Source organism: Deinococcus sp. Arct2-2, assembly GCF_004801315.1.
GTDB lineage: Bacteria > Deinococcota > Deinococci > Deinococcales > Deinococcaceae > Deinococcus.
In genome coordinates this window covers 1-17,186 of record NZ_SSNW01000035.1, presented here as the reverse complement: position 1 = coordinate 17,186, position 17,186 = coordinate 1, and the positions used below count along the sequence as shown (strand labels likewise).

Below are 17,186 nucleotides of genomic sequence, written 5' to 3'. Positions count from 1 at the left end.
GGCGGGCAGTGAATCTGGGGTTCTTATGTGTTGGAGTGGGGAGGTGGGGGAAAAGTTCCGGGGGTGGGGGGAAGGGCAATCGCGTTGCTCACTCACCCCCTCCCAACCTCCCCCCTCAAGGGTGAGGAGCTAAACCAAGTCCCTATCTCCCCGCATCAACCGGAGCGGCAAAAGTTCCCAGTCCCGCCTCATCCACCTGCCGCACGTTCGCCAATGCCGTTTTCAGGGCCGCATCGGGCAGGTTGCCTACCAGCCACACAAAGCGCACGCCCCCGCTGCCGGCCACCCGCACAGAAGCCACCCCCACCGCAGGGCGCACGTTGCGCGGGGCCACGATCAGGGCCAGCACGTTCACGCCGTCCGACAAGGTGATTTCGGTGCCGCCCTGCCCCTCGGCGCGGGCTTTGGCGGCGACGGGCGTAAAGCCAGCGGGCAAGCGCAACCCCGGCAAGGCGGCTTTCAGAACGGCGCTGAGGCCAACAACGGGCGGGACAGCTTGCACAGGCACGCGGGCCAACGCTCCATTCACCTTCAGGAAGGCGGCGCGGCGGGCCAAGGTGCCGTCTGGCATGCGTTCCTCGAAGGCCAGCGGCACATTCCATTCCCGGTCTATCCACAGGCTCCAGCGGGCCGCCGCGCCCTGCTTGGGCGTCAGGTCAAAGCGGGTGCTGGGGCGGCCTGCCACCGCCTCCGAGTCTCCCCGCGTGACCGTGAAATTGCGGGCCAACAACGCGGGCCGAAACGGGACGGCGGGCAGGGCGTTGGTGGTGCGCGTGGGCGTGGTGCGGGGCGGAAAAAATACACTGACTTCCACTTGCCCACGTGCCGTCCACTGGCGGGCTTTTTTGAGGGCGGCGGCGAGGTCGTCGGCATCGGTGGCCTGGGCGGTTCCTACAAACAACAGCCCCAGCAACAGCACTCGCCTCACCAGCCTTCTCCCAACGCATCCTGATAGACCGCGTAGGCGGCACTGGCGGGCAAATCCGCAGGCATCAGGGTGGGCCGCAGCACACTGATGCCTGCAATGACGGCGGCAGAAGCGAGGGCAGTGACAAGCGTGCGGTTGACCCATAGCGGGCGGGGAGCGGGCGCAGCAATCGCCTGAACCTGCGTTGCCTGAGTCTGCGCCAGCCTTGCGCGGTGGCCTGCCAAAAACCGCTCTGCCGCCCCCGCATCGGTCTCGTTCGGCGCTCTGGCTGCCGCGAACAGCGCGTCCAGTTCGGCGTCGCTGGCATTCCTCTCTGGCCCAATCATGTCCGGCTCAAACTGACTCATGGGGTCACTCCTGTTTTGGTCAGCAGCACGCGCAACGCGGCCCGCGCCCGGTTGATTCGGCTTTTCACGGTGCCCAGTTCCGCGCCCGTAATTTCGGCAATTTCGGCATACTCCAGCCCCGACAGTTCACGCAGGGCCAACGCCTCGCGCTGATCGGGCGGCAGCGTGTGCATGGCCCGAGCGAGGCGTTCGCGGAGGTCTGTATTTTCTCCCGACAACGCCAAATTGTGTGGCGCGGCGGGTTCCGGCACCTGTTCAAACGGCACATTCTGGCGGGCCTTCAGCGCCCGCGTGCAGGTATTCAGGGCAATGCGGTGCAGCCAAGTAGAGAAGGCGGCTTCTGCCCGGAAGGTCTTCAGGCCGCCGTGAACCGCGATAAACACGTCCTGCACCACGTCGTCTGCCGCGCCGGGGCCAACCATGCTGGCGGCAAGGCGGTGAATACGCGGCGCGTGGCGCTCAACTAGCACCTCGAACGCCCCCTCGCTGTGCGGCCCCGACTGCCGGAAGGCCTGCACCAGCGCCTCATCGGGCAAATGTTGGAGATCGGGAGAGTCATTCAAAGTCACCTCATAGGTTAGAGGCGGGAGGCGGGGGAAAAGTTCCGTAGGCTGACGTGGAAGGTAAACCCCCCCGTTGCTCCGCAACGCCCCCCCTTAGAGGTGGGGACAAAAGCTCTTGCGCTCCCCTTTAAGGGGGGCTGGCTGCGAAAGCAGACTGGGGGGTTCACCCGCGACTCAAATCTTCCCTTCCCCCGTTACCATAGGGGCATGACCGCCCGCACGCTTTCACCCTCTGCCGAGGATTACGTCAAACAGCTGTACGCCCTTGGCCTGAGTGGGCAAAAAGGCGGCGGCAAAGTCAGTACGCAGGCGTTGGCCGACGCACTCGGCGTGGCCCCAGCCAGCGTGACTGGAATGCTCCGTAAGCTCAGCGAGCAGGGACTCGTGTCTCACGCGCCGTATCAGGGCGCACGCCTGACTGCCGAGGGCGAGCGGGTGGCGCTAGAGGTGCTGCGGCATCACCGCCTGCTGGAACTGTTCCTACACCGGGCGTTGGGCGTGCCGCTAGACGAAGTACACGAGGAAGCCGAGCGGCTGGAACACGCCCTGAGTGAGCGGCTGGAGGCCCGCATTGCCGCGTGGCTGGGCGACCCCACGCACGACCCGCACGGCGACCCGATTCCTACGCTGGCGGGCAAAGTGCCTGCTCGCGCCGAGCGGCGGCTGTCTCAGTTGGCGGTGGGTGACAGCGGCGTGGTGGCCCGCGTGCCAGACGGCGACGCCGAGCAGTTGCGGGCGCTGGTGGCGGCGGGCCTGACCCCCGGCGTGGCCTTGCGGGTGCGGGTGGTAGACGCGGCACTGGGAACGCTGACGGTGGACATCGGCACGCCGGACATCCATCAAGTGGCAGACCACGCCCTCACACTGGCCCTCGCGGTGGCGGCGCAGGTTCACGTTCATGCTGGGAACAGTCATGTTGAACACAGCCATGCTGGGAACAGCCCTATCGGGAACACAGGCGGTTGAGAAGGAAGATCGGCCAACAAATTAGCGCGGCACACTTGGCCCTGACCTTCCTGACCACGCTGCCGCTGCCGCATGTACAGAAGGTGGAAGACGGCGATTTTGCGCGGGCCAGTGCCTACTATCCGCTGGCCGGGTACGCGGTGGGCGGCGCGGTGGCGCTGACGCTGTGGTTGCCGCTGCCCCTGCCAGACGGCGTGCGGGCAGCGTTGGCGGTGGGCGCGTGGCTGCTGGTGACCGGAATGCTGCACTTTGACGGCCTTGTGGACAGCGCCGACGCCCTGTTTGCCATGAAAAGCCCGGAGCGCCGCCTAGAAATCATTCATGACGTGCATGTGGGCGCATTTGGACTGGCGACTGGTGCCCTGAGCCTGCTGATGCTGTGGAGCCTGCTGGCATCAGATATTCCGGCATACGCGGCGGTGGTGGCAGCGGTGGCGGCACGGTTGGTGCTGCTGGCCCCCATGAACCTGTTTCCGGCGGCGCGGCAAGAATCTTTGGGCGCACGCTCACGCGAGGGGCGCTGGGGGCTGGCCCTGCTGCTGGCTGTGCCCGCGCTGCTGCTGCCGGGGGCGGGCGTGGCCTTCCTTGCAGCCCTGATCGCGGCGCTGCTGGTGGCCCGGTTCGCGGCGGGGCGCTTGGGCGGGGGCATCAGCGGCGATATTTACGGCCTCGTGGTGGTGGTGGCCGAATTGGTGGCGTTGGGGGCGTTTGCATGGGGGAAGGCTTGAGTCTAGATGCACCCCCACTCACGCTGCACCTGATCCGGCACGCGCCCACGCTGCCCAATGTTCAGCGGCGGTATCCAAAAGCCGGAGAAGACGCGCCCTTGTCGGACACGGGGCGGGCACTGGCGGCAAGTTTGGCGGGCACACTTCCGGCATCAGCACTAGCTTTCACTTCTCCGGCACAGCGGGCACGCGAAACGGCGGAGTTGGCAGGCTTTCCGCACGCGCAAGCGGCCCCAGCCCTGCAAGAAGCCAACTTTGGCGTGATGGCAGGCCACACTTGGGCCGAACTGGAGACGCAGTATGGGACGGCCCCACGAGACTGGATCGAGGCGTTGGCTGACCCCGATTCGGACTCTGGGCCACCGGGCGGCGAAACGGGCCGCGCCTTTCACGCCCGCCTACAAATGTGGCTAGACGCCCTGCCACACGCAGGAACAGTCATCGCTTTTACACACGCTGGCCCGCTGCTGGCCTTGCTGCGCCTGACCGTAAGTTTGAAAGCTGCCGAAATAGCGCCGGGGGGCAGGGGCACTCTTCACCGGGTCACAGCGTCTGAACATTCCGGCGGCGGGGACTGGTGGCTCTCGCATCTGAGTTCTCCTGCTGGTTAGGCTGGGAGCATGACTTCCATCCAAGCTCCCTTCTTGGTCACGGGCGGCACAGGGCAATTGGGCCGCCCCCTCGTGGCAGAACTGCTGTGGCAGGGGGCCGAGGTGCGGGTGCTGACACGCCGTCCGCCCGCTGCCGCGCCACCCGCAGGACTGACTTACGTTGTGGGTGATCTTGTGGCGGGTGCAGACTTGGCCGGAGCTTTGCGCGGCGTGGGCACGGTCATTCATGCTGCCCACGACCCCAGCAATCCTGTGCAGGACGTGACCGCCACCCGCAATCTGCTGCAAGCTTGCCGTGATAGCGCAACCCCGCCTGCCGTGCTGTACGTGTCGATTGTGGGCGCGGCTCAGGCCACCGCCTTTAGCTATTACGCGGGCAAAGTGCGTGGTGAAGCACTGGTGCAGAGCAGCGGCCTTCCCCACCTGATCTTCCGGGCCACCCAGTTTCAGGAGTTTGTGGCCGAAATATTGACCGGATTGACGCGCTGGCCGCTGGTACTGCTGCTGCCGGGGCAACTGCAACCAGTGGCTGTCGCAGATGTGGCCGCTGTGCTGGCCGACCACGCCCTGCGCGGCGCACGCGGAGAAGCGGTCTTGGCCGGGCCAGAAGTGCTGACGCTGCACGCCCTGACCCGGACATGGCTGGCCGCTCGAAATCAGCGCAAGCTGTTGCTGCCGCTGCCGTTCATGCCGCCTCACCCCTTTTTGCAGGCGGTGGGGCGCGGCGTTCTCACGGCACCGCAGGCGGCCTACCGGGGGCGCACTTGGGCAGATTTTCTGCGCGAATCTAACCGATGACCCTCATTTTCGTCACGGGCGGCGCACGCAGCGGCAAAAGCAGCTTTGCAGAGCGGCTGGCACAGGAGCGGGCAGGAAATCAGGTGACTTACCTTGCCACCGCACAGGCTTTCGATACCGAAATGGAAGACCGGATTGCCCGCCACCGCACAGACCGCCCCGCCGAGTGGCACACCGTAGAAGAACCGCTGGACGTGTTGGCCGCCCTTCAAGCCGCTCCCACGCCCGCCGTACTGCTGGATTGCCTGAGTTTGTGGGTCAGCAACCTGCTGCTGTCGGGGCTGGATGAAGCGGCGATTGTGGCGCGAGCCGAAGCCGTCCTGCACGCTGAGGCCCTGCGCGGCGGCCTGCTTATTGCCGTCACCAACGAAGTCGGCAGCGGTATCGTGCCGGGCAATGCGCTGGCCCGCAGCTACCGCGACATTCTGGGCCGCGTGAACCAACGCTTTGCCGCCGCCTCTGCCGAAGCGTATCTGCTGGCAAGCGGGCTGCCTTTGCGGTTGAAATAGGGAGGCAGGTGCAGGAGGAGGCACCGCTCAGGGACGCGGGAGCGGGGTCAGGACATATGTGGGATGAGTACTGTCAGAACGTTCAAGCCACCCGTTCGGAGTGTGTTCCTTCCGGCTTCACGACATGGCCGAATACTCCGCCCCGAATCCCTAACGGCCTGAAAATCCGTCTGTGAACGGGGAGCAGCATCAGTATGATCAGCACTGTAAAAGCGAAGGGCACTCTCAGCACAAGCTCAAGGCAAAGGGCGATAAGACAGATGACCCAAGCTTCTCTGACTCCCGCTGCCCGTAGTAAGCGAAAGAAAAGGACAAGGATCATAAAAAAACTTGCCCAAAAGAGTCGGGCAATCAGCAAGTGTGGCGGTGTTTGGACAACCTCGTAGTACACCGCCGCGCCGAAAAGCAAGACAGAATAGGAATAAAAGCAGAGCAGGAAAAGCCGCTCCCGGCGAGCAATTTCCCTCACTTGTTCATGGGTTGGGGCGAATGGAGCCGCCACGTTTGCCATTGAGCCAGCTTAGCGGAAGAAATGCAGTCCTAGCGCTCAATCTCGTACAAAAAGTCCTACTTCTTCTGCCCCTCTTTCGCCTTCTGCCAGCCATACGCCCGCACGGCGTCTATGGCAAACCACACGGCCAGAATGAGGCCAATCGCGCCTGTGACCCAGCTTTCGGCACGCAGGGCAAAAAAGGCGGCCACCGCACAGGCCAGCGCCAGCAGCAGGCTAAATAGGAACACAAGGTGGGGCGGCACGCGGCGTCCGAACATAGGGGCAGCGTACCGCGCCAACTGTCACGGCGTTCTGTCTAACCCGGCAAGCAGACGGGCGCGGCCTGAGAGATTCCTGACCGTTTGGCCGCGCCCGCCGTGCCAAACTGCGCCCAACAGATGCCTGACTTTGACGTGATCGTGATGGGAGCCGGACACAATGCGCTGGTGACGGCGGCGTATGCGGCCAAGGCGGGCCTGCGGGTGGGCGTGTTCGAGCGGCGGCATATCGTGGGCGGGGCCGTGAGTACCGAGGAACTGGTGCCCGGTTATCAGTTCGACTACGGCGGCAGCGCCCACATCCTGATTCGCATGACGCCTGTAGTGCGCGAGCTGGAACTGACCCGGCACGGCCTGCACTATCTGGAAGTCGACCCGATGTTTCACGCCTCGGACGGGGAGACGCCGTGGTTTATTCACCGCGACCCGGAGCGCACGGCGCGGGAACTGGAGAACCTGTTTCCGGGTCAGGGCGAGGCCTACAGCCACTTTTTGGACGAATGGACGCCGTTTGCCCGCTCCGTAGCTGACCTGTTCAACTCTGCGCCGGGGCCGCTGGACATGGGCAAGATGATGGTCAGCAGCGGCAAGGGGCGCGACTGGCAGGCCCAACTCTCGCGCATTTTGCGGCCCTACGGCGATGTGGCCGCCGAATACTTTACGGAAGAGCGGGTGCGTGCGCCGCTGGTGTGGATGGCCGCCCAGAGTGGCCCGCCGCCCACCGACCCCCTCAGTGCGCCGTTTTTGCTGTGGCACCCGCTGTACCACGAGGGCGGCGTGGCCCGGCCCAAAGGCGGCAGCGGCGGCCTGACCAAAGCGCTGCGGCGGGCCATAGAAGCCGAGGGGGGGCAAGTCTTCGTGAACGCCCCTGTAAAGCGAATTGTGGTGAAGGGCGGCAAAGCGCAGGGCATAGAGCTGGAAAACGGCGATATGTACACGGCCAACGCGGTGGTGTCGGGCACGCACATTCTGACGACGGCGGCGGCATTACCGGATGAACACGTTCCCGCAGCGGCGCGGCAGGTGCGCGTGGGCAACGGCTTCGGCATGGTGCTGCGCCTCGCCCTCAGCGAAAAGGTGAAATACCGCAACCACACCGAACCCGACAGCCGCGTGGGCCTCGGCCTGCTGATTAAAAACCAGCAGCAACTGATGAAGGGTTACGGCGAATATCTGGCCGGAGAACCTACCACCGACCCGCCGCTGATCGCCATGAGTTTTAGCGCTGTAGACGACAGCCTTGCCCCTCCCGGCGGAGAGGCGCTGTGGCTGTGGGCGCAGTATTACCCGTATCAGCTTTCTAGCGGAAGTTGGGAGACGCGCACCGCCGAGGCCCGCGAAAATATCCTGAACGCCTTTGAGCATTACGCGCCCGGCACCCGCGACACCATCGTGGGCGAGTTGGTGCAGACCCCGCAGTGGCTGGAAACCAATTTGGGCCTGCACCGGGGCAACGTGATGCATCTGGAAATGAGCTTTGACCAGATGTTCTCGTTCAGGCCGTGGATGCAGGCCAGCCAGTACCGTTGGCCGGGCGTGAAGGGGCTGTACCTGACCGGGGCCAGCACCCATCCGGGCGGCGGAATCATGGGCGCGTCGGGGCGCAATGCCGCCCGCATCGTGGTGAAGGATTTGACGCAGCGCAAATGGCAGAACCTAGGGGCGAGGTTGGCCTCTAAATGACCCCGCTGCTTCGGCGCGGGCTGCTGGCTTTTGCGGCGCTGGGTGTGGCTTTTGCTGGGGCGCTGGCCGTGCTGGCTGGACTCGTGGGTGGCTGGGCGGGCATTGCGGTAGGCGTGCCACTGGCGGGCGTGCTGGCGCTGGCGGGCGATCAGTTGGGGCCAGCCTTTGCGCCCACACTGCGAACCCGCGCCGCTGAACTGGCGGCCCAGACTCGCCCGTGGATGGCCTTCCTCGCCCTCTACGTCCTCCTCAAAGTGCCCGTTCCCCTGTGGCCCGCTGGCTTTTCCTTGCTGGGCCTGCTGAGTACCGGGGCGCTGTTTATTTCGGCGCTTCTGTACGTGCAGGAGAAGGAAAACGCGGCCAAAGCCTTAACGATGGCGGCGCTGGCCTTCGCGGTGGGCCTCGGCATAGAGGTGCTGGGCAGCCGCACTGGGTTTCCGTTCGGGGTGTATTCGTATGCCAGTGCGCCCGCGCCGACGCTGCTGACTGTGCCGCTGATCGTGCCGCTGGGCTGGTTCGCCTTCACGCTGGCGGGGCTGCTGCTGGCGGGGGGGCGGGCATGGCTGGCGGGCGTGCTGCTGGCCCTCTGGGACGTAGGATTAGAGCCGCTGATGACCGCTCAACGCTACTGGCTCTGGAACGATCCCGCGCCCGTGTGGGCCGGAGCGCCGATTCAGAATTTCGTGGGCTGGTGGGCGGTGGGCACGGCGATTGCTTGGGCGTTTACGCGCATTGCCCCGGACTTGTTTAGGCGATCAGAACATAGGTCTACGTTTGCCCTCGCCTACCCCGTAGAAGCCTTCTTTTTGCCGGGTGGCTTGGTGCTGGTGGGCCGGTACCTAGAGGCGGGCGTGACGTTGGTGGCGATGCTGCTGGGGCTGGGTTTGGCGCGGCTGCTGCGGCAAGAGCGCGGGCAGGCGGCAGGCGGCCAGCGTGCCTGAGCGGGAAACGCACGCTTGGGCAACGTGGATGGTCAGGCGCAGCATTCGGCGCAGCGTGCAGCACGAGTTGGCGGGCGTGTGGGTGCGCGGCACGCTGCCTTCTTTTGGCCCCAGCGGGGGCGCGGTGCTGGCTCCCAATCATCATTCTTGGTGGGACGGGTACGTGGTGCTTGAAGTGGCGGCGTGGGCTGGGGCAGACTTCCGGGTACTCATGACAGCGCATCAATTGGGCCGGTTTCCTTTTCTGCGGCGGGCGGGTGCGTTGGCGGCGGGGCAGGTGCGGGAGGCCGCCCGCTTGGCCCGCGCCGGAAGCTGGCTGGTGGTGTTCCCCGAAGGCGCGGTTCGGCCTGCTGGCCCGCTTCAAGAAGTCCGGGCGGGCGCGGCGTGGGTGGCCCGCACCGCACGCGTGCCGCTGGTTCCAGTGGCCGTGCGCGTGCTGATGCGCGGCGGCCAGCAGCCCGAAGCCTACTTGCGCTTCGGCTCGCCTGTCTCGGAGGCGTTGTTGCCCCAAGCTATAACGCGGGAACTGGCCCTGTTGGACGCCGAACTGGCCGACGCTGACCCCGAGGAACCGCTGGCCGGATACCTGCGCGTGTGCGGGCGGCGCGTGACCGCCAACGACCCGGTTGGTCTGCCTGCCCGAATGCTGACCCGGATTACGGGAGACAGGTGAAGGCGACACCTTCAAAGCGAGACGGGATAAAAACAGATTGGGGGCGGGTGTGCCGCTCAGTCGCTCTAGGCTTTATCTTCAGCAAACTTGCGGTGATGGCGGTCAATGCGGTCACGTTTCCCACCTTGCGGCCCCGGCCCGCAGGTGGCCCCCGCGTGTCTATTCTCATTCCCGCCCGCAACGAGGCGCACAACTTGCCGCGCACACTGCCCGGTGTGCTGGCGCAGGGCGCACACGAAGTCCTGATTCTGGACGACCACAGCACCGACGGCACGGGCGAACTGGCCTGCCAACTGGGAGCGCGGGTCATTCGGGGCGAAGCCTTGCCGGAAGGCTGGTTCGGCAAGCCTTGGGCCTGCGACCAACTGGCCCGCGCTGCTACGGGCGACATCCTGATTTTTACCGATGCAGACGTGACGTGGGGGCCGGGAGCTTTGGGCGCGGTGGTGCATCAACTGGAATCCACCGGGGCCGACCTACTCAGCGCCCTGCCCAAGCAAGACAACCAGACCCCCGGCGAGCGCCTGCTCACGCCGTTGGTGGATTTGGTGGTGCTGTCTTATCTGCCTTTTCCGGTGCTGAAGCTGCCCTTTCCGGCGGCGAGTGCGGCCAACGGGCAACTGATGGCTTTTCGGCGGGCGGCGTTCGAACGGGCGGGCGGCTACGGACTGGTCAAGAATGAAGTGCTGGAAGACACCCTGTTTGCGCGGCGTTTGAAGGCCCAAGGCGGGCGGCTGACGATGGCGCTGGGCGGCGACTGCATCGGCGTGCGGATGTATTCCTCGTATGAGGAATCGGTGCGCGGATTCGGCAAAAACTCGCTGCCGCTGCACCTCAACTCCCGCGCCTTGATGACGGTGGCCCTCGCCGGACATTTGGCGGTGTACACGCTGCCTTGGCTCTTGCCTTCCCCTGCTCTACGCCTGCTCCGGTTTGCTGGACTGCTGGAACGCCCGCTGACCAACCTGATCACAGGTCGCCGCAAGCCAGCAGATTTGGCCGAAGGGATGTTGGGGCCCCTCACCCCATTGCTGGCCTTGCCCGTGTATGTTCGGGCCATGCGGCGGCGGGTGACTTGGAAGGGACGGGCGTACAAGCAATGAGGGGGCGGTGGGACGAGTGTAGAGGGTGGAACGTGGATCGTGGAAAAGGCGCGACACCACGTTCTACCTCCCACGATCCACGTTCCGGGCGGCCATGACGCCTAAACATGTCATCGTTATCGGTTCCGGCTTCGCGGGCCTCGCCGCTGCCCTGCGGTTGGCGGGTGCGGGCGTGCGCGTAACTGTGCTAGACAGCCTAGACCGGCCCGGTGGCAAGGCGGCGCTGGGCTACCCGGAGTTTTCCAGCGGGCCAACGGTAGTGACCATGCCGCACCTATTCCGGGCGCTGCACGAGCGGGTAGAGTTGCCCTTGCCGGGGCTGACTCCGGCGCGGCCCACCACGACCTATCACTACGAGGGCGGAGCTGTGAAGGGCCGAACCTTTGCCCCCGAAGCCGTGTTGGTGGCGGGCCTCGACTCCACGCTGGAGCAACTGAGCAAGCGCGAGGCCCACAGCTACAAGCGCCTGCTGAACGCTTCTCGCCAGATGTACCGGGACGCCGCGCCCACCTTCATTTTTGGGCCACCGCCGAGCAAACTGGCGCTGGGCCGCTACGCCCTCACCCGTGGAGCGCGGGCCGCACCTTGGGCAAAATTGGCGCAGTACGTGAGGAGTGGGCCGCTGCTGACGCCGTTCTGGTTGCGCTTTGCAACCTATCTGGGAGCCGACCCTTACCGCGCTCCTGCCGTGCTGCACAATATTGCTTGGGTAGAGTTGGGCTACGGCGTCTGGCATCTGGAGGGCGGATTGGGCAAGCTGGCCGAAACGCTGCGGGCGCGGGCAGAGGCGCTGGGCGTGCAGTTCGAGTACGGCACCACCGTCACGCACCTGATCAAGCACGGCGGGCGGGTGCTGGGCGCACACACCAACCGGGGCGCAGTGGCCGCCGATGGCTGGATCAGTGCCGCAGACCGCGCCCTGACGCGGCAGTGGCTGGGGCTGGGGGCCGAAACTACCCCACGCGGCGTCAGCGGGTTTGCCCTGCAACTGCGTCTGAACACGGATGCGGGCCAGTCTCACCACGTGTTTTTTCCCGAACGCTACGCCCGCGAGTGGGCCGACATCCGCGCCGGACGGTTGCCCACCGACCCTACGTTGTACCTTCATACCGATGGAACGCAGGCTTTCTTGCTGGTCAATGCCCCGCCCCGCCCCGACGTGGCGAGCGATCCATACGCTTACGGCGCGTTCCTGCTGCAACAGCTCCAGCGGCGTTTTCCGGCCCACTTGCCCCCGCTAGAGGTGGACGAATGGCTGCCCCTCTCCCCTGCCGACTACGCCCGGACTGCCGTGGGCGGCGCACTGTATGGCCGCGCCCCGCACGGTCTAATGGGCAGCCTCCGCCCCGGCTGGACATTGCCGCAGGCCCGCAATTTGCGGCAAGTGGGCGGCACGGTGCATCCCGGCGGCGGCGTGCCGTTATCGGTTCTCAGCGGCTGGAACGGCGCGGGCGACTTGTTGGGCCTGCCTTACGACGAGCTCGGCGGAAAGGCGGCGCTGGATGAGGGCTGACCTCTCGGCCCTCCCCGAACCGCCCACCCGCCCCGGCAACGGCCACTTGCAAGACTGGGCGCTGCACCCGTTGGCCCTGATCGAAGAGGGTGCGAACCGGGCCAGAGCGGGCGGCCTGTTCCGTCTGCGGCTGGGGCTGCCTGCGGTGGTGGGCTTCAGTCCAGCCTGGAACCGGGCGCTCCTGACCGATCTGCACACCTTCCGCAGCGCCGGAAGCTTTTCAAAAGTGGTGCCGTATCTGGCAGGCGGCGTGATCCTCACCGATGCCCCCGCCCATGCCCCCCGGCGCGGCCTAGTGAATCCCGGCTTCAGCAAACGCCATATGGAAGTTCTGCGGGAGCGCGTGTGGGCTGCCTTGCCGCCCATCCCGACTGGAGAATGGGACGTGCTGGCTTGGGCCGACGCCGCCGCCCTGAAGATGCTGAATGCGGCTTACTTCAGCGGCGAGTTCGATCCCGGCCTGCTGCACGCTTTCTTGGCCCCGCTGCGCCACCCTTTTCCAGTTCCGGCCCTGCCACGCCCGCTGCTGTTTGCGCGTGTAGATGCAGAGTTACGGCGGCTGGCCCACAAGCGCCTGACCACCCCACGTCTGAACACTGGCGGCGGCGATGATCTGCTGGCGCTGCTGGCTCCCCTTCCCGGCGGGCTGGAGGAAACGCGGGTCAGCCTCGCGGCGGGCCACGACACCACCACGCACGCGCTGGCTTGGGCGGCGTGGCACCTCGCCCACAGCCCCGAATGGCACGCGCCCGCCCATCACCCCGCCGTGCTGAAGGAAGTCTTGCGCCTGTATCCCCCCGGCTGGATGGGCAGCCGCCGCCTGTCGCGCGACCTGCGCTGGACAACCTCGGACGGCCAAAGCGTGCGCTTGCCACGAGGCACACTGGCGCTGTACAGCCCCTACCTGAGTGGCCGGGACGCGGCGCTGTGGCCCCATGCAGGCGAATTCCGGCCTCAGCGGTGGCAGGCCGCGCCGCCTGCGTGGGCATATTTGCCCTTCGGCGGCGGCGAGCGCATCTGCCTCGGCATGCACCTTGCCCACCTGATGATCTTGGAAGCGTTGGCGACGCTGCCGCCGCTAGAACCTGTGCGCGGTAATGCCACCCCCCGCCCCGGCGTCACGTTGGGGCCAGCAGGCCCGCTGGTGGTACGCGAGCGGCTGGGGCATCCGCCTGCATAGCTTGACTGGCGCTGCATACCGCGCTATATTCTTTGTTATCAGCGTCCTTCGGGGCGCTCTTTTTGTTGTGGGCCAGCGTGACGCCGTGAGTGGAGCGATTGCTGTTCTTAGACCCTCAGACCGCCCCCTACACTGACCCCATGACGCTCGGACTCAAGCGCGGAACCGTCGCCCTTCGACCCTCATCCGCCGAGTATCCCGCGCTGTTTGGGGAAGAACGGGCCAGAGTCCGGCAGTCGCTTGGTGCGTTGGCGTTAGACATTCAGCATGTAGGCAGCACCAGCATTCCCGGCTTGGCGGGCAAACCGATTCTCGATCTCGCTGTGGGCGTCCAACACACAGAATAGATGGACGCCTGCGTCCCGCTGCTGCAAAGCGTGGGCTACACGTCTTTTGGAGACCGCGAAGGCTGGGGCGAGTATTTTTTTGCCAAAGGGAACGACGATGCACGCACGCATTACCTTCACCTGCTGCCCATCAGTCACCCGAAATGGGCCGACTACCTGCTGTTTCGAGACGTTTTACGGCGGCGGCCTGATTTGCGGGGCGAGTACGGCCAGATTAAAACGGCGTTGGCTGAGGCGCACGCCGAGAATCGCGCCGAGTACACCGCCCAAAAGGGAATCTTCGTGCAGCGCGTGCTTGCAGAGTTTGCCTGCTAGCCTGCCGCTATGACCCTTCACACGCCTCCTTTTGAAACCGTGTACGGTGCGGTACAGCCGCTCGATTGGCTGTGCCTCGCCCCCCATCCCGACGACGCCGAGATTGGCGCGGGCGGCACGCTGATTCGGCTGGCGCGGGCGGGACGAGCGGTGGGCGTGCTGGAACTGTCGCGGGGCGAGAGCGGCACGCAGGGCACACCGCAGGAGCGGGCGGCGGAATGCGTGGCCGCCGCCGAAATCATGGGACTGGCTTGGCGCGGGCAACTGGGCCTGCCCGATGGCGGCCTCGCCGATACCCCCGCCGGAGCGCAGGCGTTGGCCGCCACGTTGCGGGCGGTGCGGCCCCGCGTTCTGGTGGTGCCGCACCACGCTGACCGTCACCCCGACCACTTCGGCACCTACTCGCTGGCCAAACGCGCCGTGCATCTGGCCGCGCTGAAAAAAGCCGACGTGGCGGGTGACCCCCACCGAGTCTCCCGCGTGCTGCTGTATCAGGGCAACGCCGACATTCGGGCCACTCTGCTGGTGGATGTGGGGGCCGTGATGCCCGACTGGGAAGCCGCCATCCGCGCCCATACCAGCCAGTTCAGCGGCGCGTACATCTCGGAAACGGTGACGCCCGAAATTATAGAGCGGCGGAAGGGACGCCTGACCTACTGGGGAACGCTGCTGCGGGTGCGCTATGCCGAGGCGTTCGAGACGGAAGAGCCGCTGTTGGTTGACCCGGAGAGGCTGTGAGGGGAGTGTGGTGGGTGGATCGTGGAACGTGGGAACAGCGTAGGTGGGGAGAAAGATCAGGGTTTTTAGCTCTGAAGTTTGGCAACCTACCTAAAGATTAATTTCACATCTCCACGATCCACGATCCACGATCCACGATCCACGATCCACGATCCACGATCCACGGTCCACGGTCCACGGTCCACGATCCACGCTCTACCCACTCACAGGTTTGGCCCCCAATTTGTGCCCCGGCCACAAGTAATACAACTCGGTCAGCACGAAGACTGCCGCGCCGAGGCCGAACACTCCGGCTGGCCCCGCCAATTGCCACGCCGCGCCGCCCAACAAGGGGCCGATGGCGTTCCCCAAACTTTCCGTTGCCATCACGGTGCCCCATGCGGCGGCGCGGTGTCCGGTGGGCAGGGTGCGGGCCACCAACCCATTCCAGCCCGCAATGAATGCGCCATAGCCGACGCCCAAAATCAGGGCCACCAGCGGCACACGGTCACGCAGACCGGGCAAGGCGGCTAGGGCAAAAGCCAGCGCCAGCAGCAGCAATCCGGGGGCGAGGGCGCGGCGGGGATGGGTACGGTCGGCAAGGCGGCCCGCCAGCCACAGGCTAAGGCCCAAGCTGATTCCGAACAGGATTCCGGGCAGAATGAGAGCAGACAGCGGCAACGCCAACCTTGCCAGCAGCGGATAAATGAGCGTGATGACCAGCCCCGGCGCGAGGGTTTGGGCAAAGGCAGCGGGCAGCAGCACCCCCACCCGTGACCACCCCGCCCAAGGGTTCCGCGCCGCGCCAACCGGCGAATCTTGCTTGGGCAATTGTAGCGGCCAGAGCGTGAGGGCCAACATCAGCGCAGCCACTTGCACGCCCAGCAGCACCGCCCACGCCGTCTCAGGGCGAGTTTGCATCAGCGGGCCAACCAATAAAATACCCGCCAAAATAGCCGGAGTCGCCACCAGATTGCTGACCGACAAGGCCCGCGCCGTGCGTTCTGGCCGCGCAAACGCCTGCGACGCGCTCATGACGCCGGGCCACAGCGCCGCATACGCCACGCCCCACGCCACGCCGCCCAGCACCAACCACACGGGCGACGGAAAAAAGTGCGTGCCCGCCACAACTCCCAAGCCCAACACCGCGCCCAATGTGAGCAAACGCCCCAGCCCCCAGCGTTCGGTCACCAGTCCTAGCGGGCCTTTGGCGAGGGCGTCGGCCAAATAGTGCGTGCCTACCATCAGGCCAATCAGACCTGTAGAAAAGCCGAGGCTGGGGCCAGCAACGGGCAGCACCGACACCACAAAGCCCGTGCGAACCATTTCGGACGCCAGCAGCAGCGCCAACAGTCTCCACACAGTTAGGGGGCGCGTCCAAAGCATTAGGGGCGATTGTAGCGGCATCATCTCCGGCTCTGACAAAACGAGCAGGCCGATGGAGGGCAGACCTGCCGTAAGCACGCTGTTTCGTAGGGGAGCGGTTCTAGTAAGGGAGCGGTGTCAGTAAGGGAATAGTAATGACCATCTCGTTAGACTCGGTGTAAGAGAGCTGCCGCTGTGCCGAGCAGCCGTTTTTCATGCCCACCGCCTTCCCTATCCTCACCTTTCCCCGTTCTGCGTCAAGGAGTTGCCCACCTATGAGCCTGTTCGATCCCATCGATTCCGATTACCAATCGTTTCTGTTCGTGGAATCCGTGGTGTTTCCGCAGGTCTTGGCGCTCCCCACGCACGAATACGTGCCGGAAGGCGAACTGTATACCTTCTGCTTTGCCAACGGCTACGGGGCACTTGTGGTGCGCCTGAGCGGGCATACGATGGCCGACGCCTTCGACTTGTGCGTGCTGGACTGCACGCAGCAGCCGCCTCAGCCGACTTTCCGTACCCCTGTCGCCGCTACCGTGTTGTCGGGCTTGTCGCATGAATCCGTTGCGCAGTTGTTGGTACGGGCCGAGCGCTTGCCCCGCCACGCGGCCTTGTCTCAGGCGCACCCGTCGCTACTGGACGAAGTGTTTTAGGCGGCGTATACATAGGTCTAAAGGTCTAGGGTCTAAGGAAGGGCAATCGCTTTGCTCACTCGCCCCCTCCCAACCTCCCCCCTCAAGGGAGAGGGAGCAAAAACCACGACACCGCCACCTACAGCAGTTCGCGGATGTACCACTCGAACACATCACCATTCACCGCGCCCTCGATCACGACCGGTGCCACCGGCCCACTGCACTGCATGGCACAGATGAGCGTTTGATTCTTTCCCCAGTTGCGGGGAACCTGTCCCACAGCACGTTCATCGCTGGGCGCACGTCCATACCGCTTGGTCAAGGCAGTATGGAAGCCACACTCGTCAAGGAAGACGACCCGGGTAGGCGCGTTCAAATAAGGCGCGAGGTCGTTCAAGAACTGCGTTCGCAGTTCTTCATTCCGTTCTTGAGCGACCAATGTTTTTTTTCTACGGTGGCAAAATCAGCTTATCCCAATCTGCTTCAAGTTGAGCGA

General features: G+C 65.2%; 20 protein-coding genes and 1 pseudogene. 14 read left to right on the top strand and 7 right to left on the bottom strand.

The annotated features are described in order from the left end of the window. Positions 1-142 precede the first annotated feature (142 nt). The 3 genes from E7T06_RS14235 to E7T06_RS14225 are packed head-to-tail and all read right to left on the bottom strand — an operon-like array spanning position 143 to position 1,844. On the bottom strand, positions 143-928 hold the full coding sequence (locus E7T06_RS14235; RefSeq protein ID WP_240741072.1) for a transcriptional regulator: 786 nt from the start codon (positions 926-928) through the stop codon (positions 143-145). Continuing rightward, the gene (locus E7T06_RS14230; protein WP_136366447.1) at positions 925-1,275 is read right to left on the bottom strand and encodes a hypothetical protein; all 351 of its coding nucleotides are present in this window, start codon (positions 1,273-1,275) and stop codon (positions 925-927) included. Before E7T06_RS14230 ends, E7T06_RS14235 begins: the two co-directional genes overlap by 4 nt. Continuing rightward, a complete protein-coding gene (locus tag E7T06_RS14225) occupies positions 1,272-1,844 on the bottom strand; it encodes a sigma-70 family RNA polymerase sigma factor (protein WP_136366446.1) in 573 nt (190 codons plus the stop codon). Before E7T06_RS14225 ends, E7T06_RS14230 begins: the two co-directional genes overlap by 4 nt. Before the next feature lie 201 nt (positions 1,845-2,045). On the opposite strand from E7T06_RS14225, the gene E7T06_RS14220 reads away from it, so the two are divergent. Genes E7T06_RS14220 through cobU form a run of 5 tightly spaced genes read left to right on the top strand, consistent with a single transcriptional unit; the run spans position 2,046 to position 5,450 of the window. After that, the gene (locus E7T06_RS14220) at positions 2,046-2,804 is read left to right on the top strand and encodes a metal-dependent transcriptional regulator (RefSeq protein WP_136366445.1); all 759 of its coding nucleotides are present in this window, start codon (positions 2,046-2,048) and stop codon (positions 2,802-2,804) included. Next, positions 2,801-3,532, top strand: coding sequence for an adenosylcobinamide-GDP ribazoletransferase (locus tag E7T06_RS14215; RefSeq protein WP_136366444.1), 732 nt, complete (start codon positions 2,801-2,803; stop codon positions 3,530-3,532). The genes E7T06_RS14220 and E7T06_RS14215 overlap by 4 nt, the downstream gene beginning before the upstream one ends. Then, entirely contained in the window at positions 3,529-4,143 is a 615-nt protein-coding gene (locus E7T06_RS14210) for a histidine phosphatase family protein (protein ID WP_346763211.1), read from the top strand. The genes E7T06_RS14215 and E7T06_RS14210 overlap by 4 nt, the downstream gene beginning before the upstream one ends. 9 nt (positions 4,144-4,152) lie before the next feature. Further along, complete coding sequence (locus E7T06_RS14205) at positions 4,153-4,941, top strand: NAD(P)H-binding protein (protein ID WP_136366442.1); 789 nt, start codon at positions 4,153-4,155, stop codon at positions 4,939-4,941. Beyond that, positions 4,938-5,450: a bifunctional adenosylcobinamide kinase/adenosylcobinamide-phosphate guanylyltransferase gene (gene cobU / locus E7T06_RS14200; protein WP_136366441.1), complete on the top strand. Its 513-nt coding sequence runs from the start codon at positions 4,938-4,940 to the stop codon at positions 5,448-5,450. The genes E7T06_RS14205 and cobU overlap by 4 nt, the downstream gene beginning before the upstream one ends. A gap of 82 nt (positions 5,451-5,532) precedes the next feature. Here the strand turns inward: cobU and E7T06_RS14195 are convergent, their stop codons facing one another. Both E7T06_RS14195 and E7T06_RS14190 read right to left on the bottom strand, forming a co-directional pair. After that, the gene (locus tag E7T06_RS14195; protein WP_136366440.1) at positions 5,533-5,961 is read right to left on the bottom strand and encodes a hypothetical protein; all 429 of its coding nucleotides are present in this window, start codon (positions 5,959-5,961) and stop codon (positions 5,533-5,535) included. A gap of 56 nt (positions 5,962-6,017) precedes the next feature. After that, complete coding sequence (locus E7T06_RS14190) at positions 6,018-6,221, bottom strand: hypothetical protein (protein ID WP_136366439.1); 204 nt, start codon at positions 6,219-6,221, stop codon at positions 6,018-6,020. Between the two features lie 120 nt (positions 6,222-6,341). Between E7T06_RS14190 and E7T06_RS14185 the strand changes: the two genes are divergently transcribed. The 8 genes and pseudogenes from E7T06_RS14185 (at position 6,342) to bshB1 (ending at position 14,714) form a co-directional block, all read left to right on the top strand. Continuing rightward, a complete protein-coding gene (locus E7T06_RS14185) occupies positions 6,342-7,904 on the top strand; it encodes an NAD(P)/FAD-dependent oxidoreductase (RefSeq protein WP_136366438.1) in 1,563 nt (520 codons plus the stop codon). Then, complete coding sequence (locus E7T06_RS14180) at positions 7,901-8,845, top strand: carotenoid biosynthesis protein (RefSeq protein WP_136366437.1); 945 nt, start codon at positions 7,901-7,903, stop codon at positions 8,843-8,845. Before E7T06_RS14185 ends, E7T06_RS14180 begins: the two co-directional genes overlap by 4 nt. Continuing rightward, complete coding sequence (locus E7T06_RS14175; RefSeq protein WP_136366436.1) at positions 8,838-9,518, top strand: lysophospholipid acyltransferase family protein; 681 nt, start codon at positions 8,838-8,840, stop codon at positions 9,516-9,518. Before E7T06_RS14180 ends, E7T06_RS14175 begins: the two co-directional genes overlap by 8 nt. A gap of 95 nt (positions 9,519-9,613) precedes the next feature. Continuing rightward, positions 9,614-10,621 (top strand): glycosyltransferase, encoded by a 1,008-nt coding sequence (locus E7T06_RS14170; protein ID WP_136366435.1) that lies wholly within the window; start codon positions 9,614-9,616, stop codon positions 10,619-10,621. 94 nt (positions 10,622-10,715) lie between these two features. Further along, complete coding sequence (locus E7T06_RS14165; protein ID WP_136366434.1) at positions 10,716-12,134, top strand: NAD(P)/FAD-dependent oxidoreductase; 1,419 nt, start codon at positions 10,716-10,718, stop codon at positions 12,132-12,134. Then, complete coding sequence (locus E7T06_RS14160) at positions 12,124-13,314, top strand: cytochrome P450 (protein WP_136366433.1); 1,191 nt, start codon at positions 12,124-12,126, stop codon at positions 13,312-13,314. The genes E7T06_RS14165 and E7T06_RS14160 overlap by 11 nt, the downstream gene beginning before the upstream one ends. Positions 13,315-13,454: 140 nt before the next feature. Then, a pseudogene (locus E7T06_RS21865) lies at positions 13,455-13,976 on the top strand (GrpB family protein). A gap of 9 nt (positions 13,977-13,985) precedes the next feature. Further along, positions 13,986-14,714 (top strand): bacillithiol biosynthesis deacetylase BshB1, encoded by a 729-nt coding sequence (gene bshB1 / locus E7T06_RS14145; RefSeq protein WP_136366430.1) that lies wholly within the window; start codon positions 13,986-13,988, stop codon positions 14,712-14,714. A gap of 195 nt (positions 14,715-14,909) precedes the next feature. Here the strand turns inward: bshB1 and E7T06_RS14140 are convergent, their stop codons facing one another. Beyond that, positions 14,910-16,079: an MFS transporter gene (locus E7T06_RS14140; RefSeq protein WP_136366429.1), complete on the bottom strand. Its 1,170-nt coding sequence runs from the start codon at positions 16,077-16,079 to the stop codon at positions 14,910-14,912. A 254-nt stretch (positions 16,080-16,333) separates the two neighbouring features. Between E7T06_RS14140 and E7T06_RS14135 the strand changes: the two genes are divergently transcribed. Continuing rightward, a complete protein-coding gene (locus E7T06_RS14135; RefSeq protein ID WP_136366428.1) occupies positions 16,334-16,711 on the top strand; it encodes a hypothetical protein in 378 nt (125 codons plus the stop codon). Between the two features lie 118 nt (positions 16,712-16,829). Here E7T06_RS14135 and E7T06_RS14130 read toward each other — a convergent pair whose 3' ends face one another. Next, on the bottom strand, positions 16,830-17,129 hold the full coding sequence (locus E7T06_RS14130; protein WP_136366427.1) for a transposase: 300 nt from the start codon (positions 17,127-17,129) through the stop codon (positions 16,830-16,832). Positions 17,130-17,186 lie beyond the last annotated feature (57 nt).

What these genes read in the sequence shown, in the direction of transcription:
- E7T06_RS14230 (WP_136366447.1), bottom strand. Translation starts at nt 1,275, where the DNA reads ATGAGTCAGTTTGAGCCGGACATGATTGGGCCAGAGAGGAATGCCAGC.
- E7T06_RS14220 (WP_136366445.1), top strand. Translation starts at nt 2,046, where the DNA reads ATGACCGCCCGCACGCTTTCACCCTCTGCCGAGGATTACGTCAAACAG.
- E7T06_RS14205 (WP_136366442.1), top strand. Translation starts at nt 4,153, where the DNA reads ATGACTTCCATCCAAGCTCCCTTCTTGGTCACGGGCGGCACAGGGCAA.
- cobU (WP_136366441.1), top strand. Translation starts at nt 4,938, where the DNA reads ATGACCCTCATTTTCGTCACGGGCGGCGCACGCAGCGGCAAAAGCAGC.
- E7T06_RS14195 (WP_136366440.1), bottom strand. Translation starts at nt 5,961, where the DNA reads ATGGCAAACGTGGCGGCTCCATTCGCCCCAACCCATGAACAAGTGAGG.
- E7T06_RS14190 (WP_136366439.1), bottom strand. Translation starts at nt 6,221, where the DNA reads ATGTTCGGACGCCGCGTGCCGCCCCACCTTGTGTTCCTATTTAGCCTG.
- E7T06_RS14185 (WP_136366438.1), top strand. Translation starts at nt 6,342, where the DNA reads ATGCCTGACTTTGACGTGATCGTGATGGGAGCCGGACACAATGCGCTG.
- E7T06_RS14180 (WP_136366437.1), top strand. Translation starts at nt 7,901, where the DNA reads ATGACCCCGCTGCTTCGGCGCGGGCTGCTGGCTTTTGCGGCGCTGGGT.
- E7T06_RS14170 (WP_136366435.1), top strand. Translation starts at nt 9,614, where the DNA reads ATGGCGGTCAATGCGGTCACGTTTCCCACCTTGCGGCCCCGGCCCGCA.
- E7T06_RS14165 (WP_136366434.1), top strand. Translation starts at nt 10,716, where the DNA reads ATGACGCCTAAACATGTCATCGTTATCGGTTCCGGCTTCGCGGGCCTC.
- E7T06_RS14160 (WP_136366433.1), top strand. Translation starts at nt 12,124, where the DNA reads ATGAGGGCTGACCTCTCGGCCCTCCCCGAACCGCCCACCCGCCCCGGC.
- bshB1 (WP_136366430.1), top strand. Translation starts at nt 13,986, where the DNA reads ATGACCCTTCACACGCCTCCTTTTGAAACCGTGTACGGTGCGGTACAG.
- E7T06_RS14140 (WP_136366429.1), bottom strand. Translation starts at nt 16,079, where the DNA reads ATGCTTTGGACGCGCCCCCTAACTGTGTGGAGACTGTTGGCGCTGCTG.
- E7T06_RS14135 (WP_136366428.1), top strand. Translation starts at nt 16,334, where the DNA reads ATGAGCCTGTTCGATCCCATCGATTCCGATTACCAATCGTTTCTGTTC.